The organism is Arthrobacter sp. Soil_N43 (assembly GCF_057655195.1).
On the sequence record NZ_JBDGML010000038.1, the window covers coordinates 21,302 to 28,330 of the forward strand.

The window sequence follows — 7,029 nt, forward strand, 5'->3', positions numbered from 1 at the left end:
CTCCGGTTCAGGACTGTTTCTCAGCTCGGGGTCCACTACCGCGCAGGCAGCACCGCGCGGGAACGTTATGGCCTATCTTCTCGACACAGCAGCCGCAGAAGCCTGCACCGGTCGAGCCGCGGGTGGTACCGGGAACCCGACCCGGCCCGCATCGATGCCCGTGGGTGGTGTTGCATGACACCACCGAGCGGAACTTTCACAGACATCAAACCCGATGAAACAGCACAACAGGGGTCCTCCCTTGCGATAGAAGCAGATCGCGTTTCCGGCGAAACCACCAACGAACTCAAGCGCGGGCTAAACCACCGACACCTGCAGATGATCGCTATCGGCGGTGCGATCGGTACCGGGCTGTTCGTGGCCTCGGGCAGCACCATTTCCCAGGCGGGTCCCGGCGGTGCGTTGGCCGGCTACGCGCTGGTCGGGCTGATGGTATTCCTGTTGATGCAGTCACTGGGCGAGATGTCGGCCAAAATTCCGGTCGCCGGTTCTTTCCAGTCCTTCGCCACCCGGTTCGTATCCCCGTCCTTTGGGTTCGCGATCGGCTGGAACTATTGGTTCAACTGGGCTATCACTGTGGCCGCCGAGCTGGTCGCGGCCGGAATCATCATGGACTTCTGGTTCCCGGGGGTCCCAGGATGGGTGTGGGCCGGGGTCTTCCTGCTGGTGCTGACCGGGCTCAATGCCCTCTCGGCGAAGTCCTTTGGTGAGTCGGAGTTCTGGCTCTCCCTGATCAAGGTCAGCGCAGTGGTGCTCTTCCTGATCGCGGGCGTGCTGATGATTTTCGGCATCCTCGGGGATAACTCTCCGGGACTTACTAACTGGGAAAACCGCGATGACGTGTTCCACGGGGGTTGGGTCTCGATCATCTCGGTCTTCATGGTTGCCGGGTTCTCCTTCCAGGGCACCGAGCTCGTAGGAGTCGCCGCCGGCGAAGCGAAGAACCCGCGTCGCGAAGTGCCGAAGGCTATCCGCACTGTCTTCTGGCGCATCATGCTTTTCTATATTGGTGCCATCTTTATCATCGGCTGCCTGATCCCGTTCACCGATCCGAGCCTGCTGGCCTCCGGCGAGTCCGATATTGCAGCATCGCCGTTTACCCTGGTCTTTTCTCGCGCCGGAATCGCCTTCGCAGCGGCCTTGATGAACGCGGTGATCCTGACCGCAATCCTGTCCGCGGGCAACTCCGGACTATATGCCTCTACCCGGATGCTTTATGCCATGGCCCATGACGGCATGGCCCCGAAGATCTTCGGCCGAACCAATGCACGTGGTGTGCCGATCGCGGCGTTGCTCGCAACCGCGGCCGTGGGACTCTTCGGGTTCCTCTCCGCGATCGTCGGTCAGGGTGCAGCCTACTCGTGGCTGCTGAACATGTCAGGCCTATGCGGCTTCATCGTCTGGGCGGGAATCGCGGTCTCCCACTACCGTTTCAGGCGCGGCTTCCTGGCCCAGGGAAACAAAGTCAGCGACCTGCCGTACAAAGCATCCCTGTTCCCCATCGGCCCATTGCTGGCCTTCGCTCTGCTGATACTGGTAATCGCGGGACAGAACTACGAGGCTGTGCTTGCCGGACGGACCCTGGAGGTCCTTTCCTCCTACATCGGGTTGCCAGTCTTCATCGTTCTATGGCTGGCTCACCGCTACATCACCAAGTCCAAAGTGGTGCCGCTGCTCGAGATGGATCTCAGGGCTCCAAAGGACATCGAGGACGATCCCCGGGGCGGCACCCAGTAACCAACCATGCTGCGCGGGCTGCGCCGCGCATCGCGGGGCCCGCTAGGGGTCAGAAGGGCTAGAGCGCGGGATCTAGGCCAGAAAGAGGGAAGCCGGGTGGGAATTGCACCCGGCTTCCCTCCTCCCCCAGGTCTGACGGGTAGGGTTCAATAGCTTGATCGCGGCCCGAATTGTTGGCGTCGTTCTCGCCTGCCTAGAAGCGGATCAAAGAGTACGGCTGGCTGGGCAGGTTGCCGGCTGTCCATGGCGGTTGGGAGGGCTCGGTGGGAACCCCGCCACGCCCGTCACGCACAACTGCCCTCACCGTGGCCACGATGGCGACGGCGGCAATTACTGCCAGAATTATCAGGACGACGATGATCGGCCCGTCCATCTTCCAACACCTCTTAAGCCAATTTTACGGCGGAAACAGGCCACTCACCCTGGGCATTCTTTCCTGCAGCCTGCCGACAATAAGCAGGCGAACAATTTTCCTCTGGACGCGGCCGCCACGCGGGCATATCCTGATCTCCCATTGCCTCTGGGGGGTGAATAGGAATGGGTCAGCGCCTGCGCTCTTGTTGCACAGTTTCTGTGCGCGCCCTCCTCGTTCCTGCCTTACTTTCATTGGCGTGGCTTATCTGGGGAGCGGGCACCGCGCAGGCATCCACCGCACCGTCCGGTTCCCACATATCGGGTCTGTTGGATACCGGCGGGTCCGTTGATCCGGCGGGGGCAGTGTCAGGTGCTATTCCTTCGTTGCCGGCCGCGAACGTCCTTCCGGCCAGCCAGGATCCGATCACCGCCACAGTGTCGGCAGTTGCCGACACGACAGACGCCGTCGTCGGCGAGGCGGCGGCGGTAGTCACCACCGTGACCCGGACGGCGACGCCGGTGCTGTCCCAAGTCGACCGGGCCGTCGACGTTGTGGACGACGCGATCGACTCATTGGAACCACGGCTTCCGCGGCTCCCGCTTCCGGCTCCAGTGGTCCAACTTCCGGTTCCGGTTCCAGTCCCCGTTCCAGTGGTCCAGCTTCCCGTCCCCTTGCCTGTGCCGGGGCCCGGGCAGGACGCGCCACCGGCGCCACCCGCGGCGCCGCCAGTGTCTGCACCGGACGCCGGACAACCGGTAGCGGCGACTCCCGCCCATGCAGTTCCTGGGTCCCTGACCCCGGCACCTTCCGCTGCGGCGCCCGCCAAGGCGCCTGGGCCTCCCCCAGCGGCCAGCTCACCCAGCTTCAGTTCTGCGGCCCCTGCCGCGGCGGAGGTTCAAGAATCCGGCAGCCGTGGACAGACCTTCGCGCAGCTTCGCATGACCTCCTCCGGCCGCCCTTCGGCGAACGCAGTCCAGGGGGACCACGCGCTACCGGTCCTGGGCCACCAGCTCGGCCTGCACCACGTCGGGCTGGCCGCCACCCGTGGCGAGTCCGGTTCCTCTCACTCCGAGGGCTCCGGCGGGCAGGCCGCGGATGTCGCGGCATTCTGGAACGCCTTGTTCAAGACTGCCGGCGAGCGGATTCATGACGCAGCCGTCGCCTTGCCTCCCAGCCCGGCATTTGATCCGGGGTCTTCACCCGACTGAACAGGTCACCTCTGCCTTCATCACGGCAGAAGAGACCACGTGCGCCGCCGGCGTACGCATTCCCACGTTCCGTCAGGAGAAAATGCCATGTCTACCAACGCCCCGCTGTCCGCTGTCCGCCGTCGTTCTTCCCGCGCAAGGATCGGCAACTGGCCCGATCCCATGGCGGGTTTCATCGGCAACTGGCCGGACCCTATGGCCAAGACCGGCCTCACTGCGAGGTCTTAGCACTGCATGGGAACACACGCTAAAAAGCCGGCGTTCCCGCCCTGCCAAGGGCAGCGCGGGAACGCCGACAGCGTCAGTTTTCCCCGGTCCCCTTGAGTTTCTCCGTGTCGTCCGCGGCTTCAACGGCGGACGGGTCACTGCCGGCACGCCCCGGATCCGGTTGTGAGGAATCGCCGGGCGCAGTGACGTCGTCGGCCTGCTTCGGTCCGGCCTCCCCCACCGCGTCTTCAGCCGGCGTCTCGGCGCCTTCCGGAGGCGTCTTCCCGCGCCGTTCACCGAACCGAGCCGAACCGGGAAAGTGGCCAATCACCCGTGCGAGCTCGCGGCTCAAGACGGTGCCCTCCACGATGTCCGGCGGCAGGGTCTCCTTCTCCACCTGACGGGCCGCCGCCAGGGCGCCCAGCCCGGCCTCGGTAATGGCCACCTCATTGCTCCTGCGGTCCATTGGGCTGGATTTGCGGGAGACCAAACCGGCGTCCTCGAGGCGCACCAGCACCCTGCCCAGAGACTGGCTGCGGACATGGATATCTTCCGCCAGCTGTTCTTGGTTGAGGGGGCCCGCGGCGAGGCCCTGAAGGGCTATGACCGCAGCATGGGTGAGACCGAGCTCGGCCAGCGCCTGGTCCTGGCGGCGCTGGATAAGCCGGGCAGCCATCGACAACAACTGGTGTGGACCCCACTGCTCTGCATCAGCGTTCGGGACCATCAGTTCCGCCCTTCCGTTTCGCTTCATGAGTGGCATGGCGCCGGCACCGAGAGGTGACCACGTCAGCGCCGGGGGATGCCGTCAACGCCATCAGCCCCGGTGGGTTCGAGGCCAACGGTGTCCGACGCGTCCGCGGCGTCGTAGGTGCCGCTGCGCCCGGCGGCAAATCCGGCGTCCCGCTCGGTGCCCGTGCGCCCGGCTGCGACGTCCGCGGGGGTCACGCGGCCCCCGCGCTGGTAGTGCTTGTGGAGCCGGTCTTCGTCGGAAGGTTCCAGATGCCCGTCACCGTCCACGCGGGGGGCGTCCGCGACCTGCTCCTTGGTGTACGGGACTACGATGTCGCTGCCCTGAACATGGGCGCCGCCAAGCGGGACAAAGGAGACGGACGTGCCGAAGAGGCCCGTGCGTGCCGTCACCCAGGCGGGCTGGCCGGTTTCGTCATCGGCGTAGATCTGGCCAATGGAGCCAATCTTGTCGCCACCAGCGGAGAGGATGCTGCCGTCGCTGTTGAGCAGATCGTAGATATGTTCCTTGGTGAGCATGCTGCCTCCTTGGATGGGTCAACCTCACGATATACCCTAAGCATGCTTACTATCATGCTGGCAAGCTCGCTTGGCATACTTTCCTCCGACTTAGCGGGCGGGGCCCTACGCAATCACTAGCGGTGAAGGGCCCGAAAGTACGGCATTACCGGCAGGCTTCCTCGAAAAGCCAAGAAAAAAAGGCAAGGGTGCTTACTATTTATTAGTAAACATGCTTACCATTACATGCCAGCAACGCTGGTTCTTGAACAGCAGCTGACCCTTTCGGAAAGAGAGAGCGAAGATGACAGAGAACCAATGGCCGCAGGACGGGAGCCTGACAGTTCCCCCGGCTACGCAGAACTCGACGGCTTACGGCTCGGGCGTTTCCAACGGTAGCCCGGCCTCAGCCTCGAAGACCGACACCGCTAAGGAAGAAGCCTCGAACGTCGCCGGCCAGGCCGCCGGTGCAGCCCAGAACGTGGCGGGCACCGCTAAGGCCGAAGCGGCGAATGTGGCTGCCGAAGCAAAGACCAACGCCAAGGACCTGCTGCACCAGGCGAAGTCCGATCTGACGGACCAGGCAGGGGCACAGCAGCAGAAGGCCGCTGAGGGCATCCGCAACATCTCCTCCCAGCTGCGCTCGATGGCCGACGCGCCGGACCAGCAGGGCGTTGCCTCAGACCTCATCCGCCAAGCTGCGGAACGCTCGGAATCCGTTGCCTCATGGCTGGACAACAGGGATCCGGGATCACTGCTGGACGAGGTCAAGTCTTTCGCCCGCCAGCGCCCCGGCACCTTCCTGCTTCTCGCCGCCGGAGCCGGCGTGCTTGCCGGCCGCTTGGGCAGGAGCCTCCAGGCCGGGGCCCCCTCCAGCACGGCAGCACCGGGCACGGGCGTTCCGCCGCGGCCCGTCCAGCCGCCGGTCACGGAGGGCGCCGTGGGTGCCGGCGTCGGCGCTCCGCTGTTCGATGAAACCGCCTCAACACACCCCGGCTACGGGCAGCCCGGCTACGGCACGCCCGCATACAGTGAACCCGTTGCCGGTGAGCCGGCATTCGGCGAGCCTGCCTACGGTGAGCCTGGAATCGCTGAGCCTGCCCGTCCGGGTGTGGCCAGTCCCGGCTCTGCACAGACCCTTCCCGGAAGTTCCACCGCGGGGGTCCCGCAGCGTGACGTGGATGACCCCTTCGCCGAAGGTGAAGGACGCCACCTGTGAGCAGCCAGATACCGGAGACACCTCCCACTGCCGCGCATGCCAAAGCGGACACCACGTCCCTCGGGGATCTCCTGGGTGATGTCACCCGCGACCTCTCCACCCTGATGCGTCAGGAAGTGGAACTGGCCAAGGCAGAAGCGAAGCAGTCAGCCACGAGGGCCGGGAAGGGCGGCGGCATGCTCGCCGGCGCCGGCGTGGCAGGCCACTTCGTCCTGCTGTTCCTCTCCGTCGCCCTCTGGTACGCCCTGGGCGAGCTGATGGGCCTGGGCTGGTCCGCCGTGGTCGTGGCCGTGATTTGGGGCATCATCGCCGCCATCCTGGCATCGGTCGGCCGCAAGGAACTCAAAGCCATCAAGGGCATGCCCCAGACCGCCGAGACCATCCAGGAAATTCCCCCCACCCTGAAACCCAATGGAGATCACCGATGAGTGAAAACCCGGACGCCATCCGCGCCGACATCGAAGCCACCCGCGCCCGCCTCGGCACCAACGTGGACGCGGTCGCCGACAAAGTCACACCGTCCAACATCGTCCACCGGCAGACCGACAAGGTCAAAGAAGCCGTCTTCGGAGTAAAGGAGAAAGTCATGGGAGCAGCGGACCACGCCACCAGCAACGTCCACTCCACCACAGGCACCGCCGGATCCGCCATGGGCGACGCCGGTTCCGCCGTCAGCTCCACCCTCCACGACGCCGGCTCCGCCGTGGCCGACGCCCCGCACAAGGCCGCCGTGAAGACCCAGGGCAACCCGCTCGCCGCCGGCCTGATCGCCTTCGGCGCCGGCCTGCTGGTCTCCTCGCTGATTCCGCCGAGCCAGAAGGAACGCGAGGCAGCCGACGCCCTGAAGACCGCAGCCGAACCGGTCACCACCCAGCTGACCGATGCCGCCAAGGACATGGCCCAGGGCCTGAAGGAACCCGCCCAGGAAGCCATGGAAAACGTCAAAGCCACCGCAACCGACGCCGCCCAGCACGTCAAGGGAGAAGGCCAGACAGCCGTCTCCGACGTCAAGGCCAGCGCCACGGACGCCAAGGACCACGTCCAGAACACCTAAA

General features: G+C 65.2%; 9 protein-coding genes. 6 read left to right on the forward strand and 3 right to left on the reverse strand.

From position 1 onward, the window contains the following. The first annotated feature begins 174 nt into the window (after nucleotides 1-174). Nucleotides 175-1,737: an amino acid permease gene (locus AC3A3W_RS02575; RefSeq protein ID WP_487440327.1), complete on the forward strand. Its 1,563-nt coding sequence runs from the start codon at nucleotides 175-177 to the stop codon at nucleotides 1,735-1,737. A 193-nt stretch (nucleotides 1,738-1,930) separates the two neighbouring features. Here the strand turns inward: AC3A3W_RS02575 and AC3A3W_RS02580 are convergent, their stop codons facing one another. Then, nucleotides 1,931-2,110, reverse strand: a complete 180-nt coding sequence (locus AC3A3W_RS02580; protein ID WP_487440328.1) for a hypothetical protein — start codon at nucleotides 2,108-2,110, stop codon at nucleotides 1,931-1,933. A gap of 344 nt (nucleotides 2,111-2,454) precedes the next feature. Between AC3A3W_RS02580 and AC3A3W_RS02585 the strand changes: the two genes are divergently transcribed. Both AC3A3W_RS02585 and AC3A3W_RS02590 read left to right on the forward strand, forming a co-directional pair. Beyond that, nucleotides 2,455-3,300, forward strand: a complete 846-nt coding sequence (locus AC3A3W_RS02585; RefSeq protein ID WP_487440329.1) for a hypothetical protein — start codon at nucleotides 2,455-2,457, stop codon at nucleotides 3,298-3,300. An 87-nt stretch (nucleotides 3,301-3,387) separates the two neighbouring features. Continuing rightward, on the forward strand, nucleotides 3,388-3,528 hold the full coding sequence (locus tag AC3A3W_RS02590; RefSeq protein ID WP_487440330.1) for a hypothetical protein: 141 nt from the start codon (nucleotides 3,388-3,390) through the stop codon (nucleotides 3,526-3,528). Nucleotides 3,529-3,601: 73 nt separating this feature from the next. Here the strand turns inward: AC3A3W_RS02590 and AC3A3W_RS02595 are convergent, their stop codons facing one another. Together AC3A3W_RS02595 and AC3A3W_RS02600 are read right to left on the reverse strand one after the other, a co-directional pair. Further along, nucleotides 3,602-4,234, reverse strand: coding sequence for a MarR family winged helix-turn-helix transcriptional regulator (locus AC3A3W_RS02595; RefSeq protein ID WP_487440331.1), 633 nt, complete (start codon nucleotides 4,232-4,234; stop codon nucleotides 3,602-3,604). 62 nt (nucleotides 4,235-4,296) lie between these two features. Further along, nucleotides 4,297-4,776 carry a PRC-barrel domain-containing protein gene (locus AC3A3W_RS02600; protein WP_487440332.1) on the reverse strand — a complete coding sequence of 160 codons (480 nt, stop codon included), beginning with the start codon at nucleotides 4,774-4,776 and terminating at the stop codon, nucleotides 4,297-4,299. Between the two features lie 283 nt (nucleotides 4,777-5,059). Here AC3A3W_RS02600 and AC3A3W_RS02605 point away from each other — a divergent pair, with 283 nt between their 5' ends. The 3 genes from AC3A3W_RS02605 to AC3A3W_RS02615 are packed head-to-tail and all read left to right on the forward strand — an operon-like array spanning nucleotide 5,060 to nucleotide 7,028. Then, entirely contained in the window at nucleotides 5,060-5,974 is a 915-nt protein-coding gene (locus AC3A3W_RS02605) for a hypothetical protein (RefSeq protein ID WP_487440333.1), read from the forward strand. Then, nucleotides 5,971-6,402: a phage holin family protein gene (locus AC3A3W_RS02610; RefSeq protein ID WP_309988093.1), complete on the forward strand. Its 432-nt coding sequence runs from the start codon at nucleotides 5,971-5,973 to the stop codon at nucleotides 6,400-6,402. The genes AC3A3W_RS02605 and AC3A3W_RS02610 overlap by 4 nt, the downstream gene beginning before the upstream one ends. After that, nucleotides 6,399-7,028 carry a DUF3618 domain-containing protein gene (locus tag AC3A3W_RS02615; protein WP_487440334.1) on the forward strand — a complete coding sequence of 210 codons (630 nt, stop codon included), beginning with the start codon at nucleotides 6,399-6,401 and terminating at the stop codon, nucleotides 7,026-7,028. Before AC3A3W_RS02610 ends, AC3A3W_RS02615 begins: the two co-directional genes overlap by 4 nt. The last annotated feature ends 1 nt before the right edge of the window (nucleotide 7,029 follow it).

Excerpts from the sequence above, each read along its gene's own strand:
- AC3A3W_RS02575 (WP_487440327.1), top strand. The coding sequence starts at position 175 with ATGACACCACCGAGCGGAACTTTCACAGACATCAAACCCGATGAAACA.
- AC3A3W_RS02580 (WP_487440328.1), bottom strand. The coding sequence starts at position 2,110 with ATGGACGGGCCGATCATCGTCGTCCTGATAATTCTGGCAGTAATTGCC.
- AC3A3W_RS02590 (WP_487440330.1), top strand. The coding sequence starts at position 3,388 with ATGTCTACCAACGCCCCGCTGTCCGCTGTCCGCCGTCGTTCTTCCCGC.
- AC3A3W_RS02595 (WP_487440331.1), bottom strand. The coding sequence starts at position 4,234 with ATGGTCCCGAACGCTGATGCAGAGCAGTGGGGTCCACACCAGTTGTTG.
- AC3A3W_RS02600 (WP_487440332.1), bottom strand. The coding sequence starts at position 4,776 with ATGCTCACCAAGGAACATATCTACGATCTGCTCAACAGCGACGGCAGC.
- AC3A3W_RS02605 (WP_487440333.1), top strand. The coding sequence starts at position 5,060 with ATGACAGAGAACCAATGGCCGCAGGACGGGAGCCTGACAGTTCCCCCG.
- AC3A3W_RS02615 (WP_487440334.1), top strand. The coding sequence starts at position 6,399 with ATGAGTGAAAACCCGGACGCCATCCGCGCCGACATCGAAGCCACCCGC.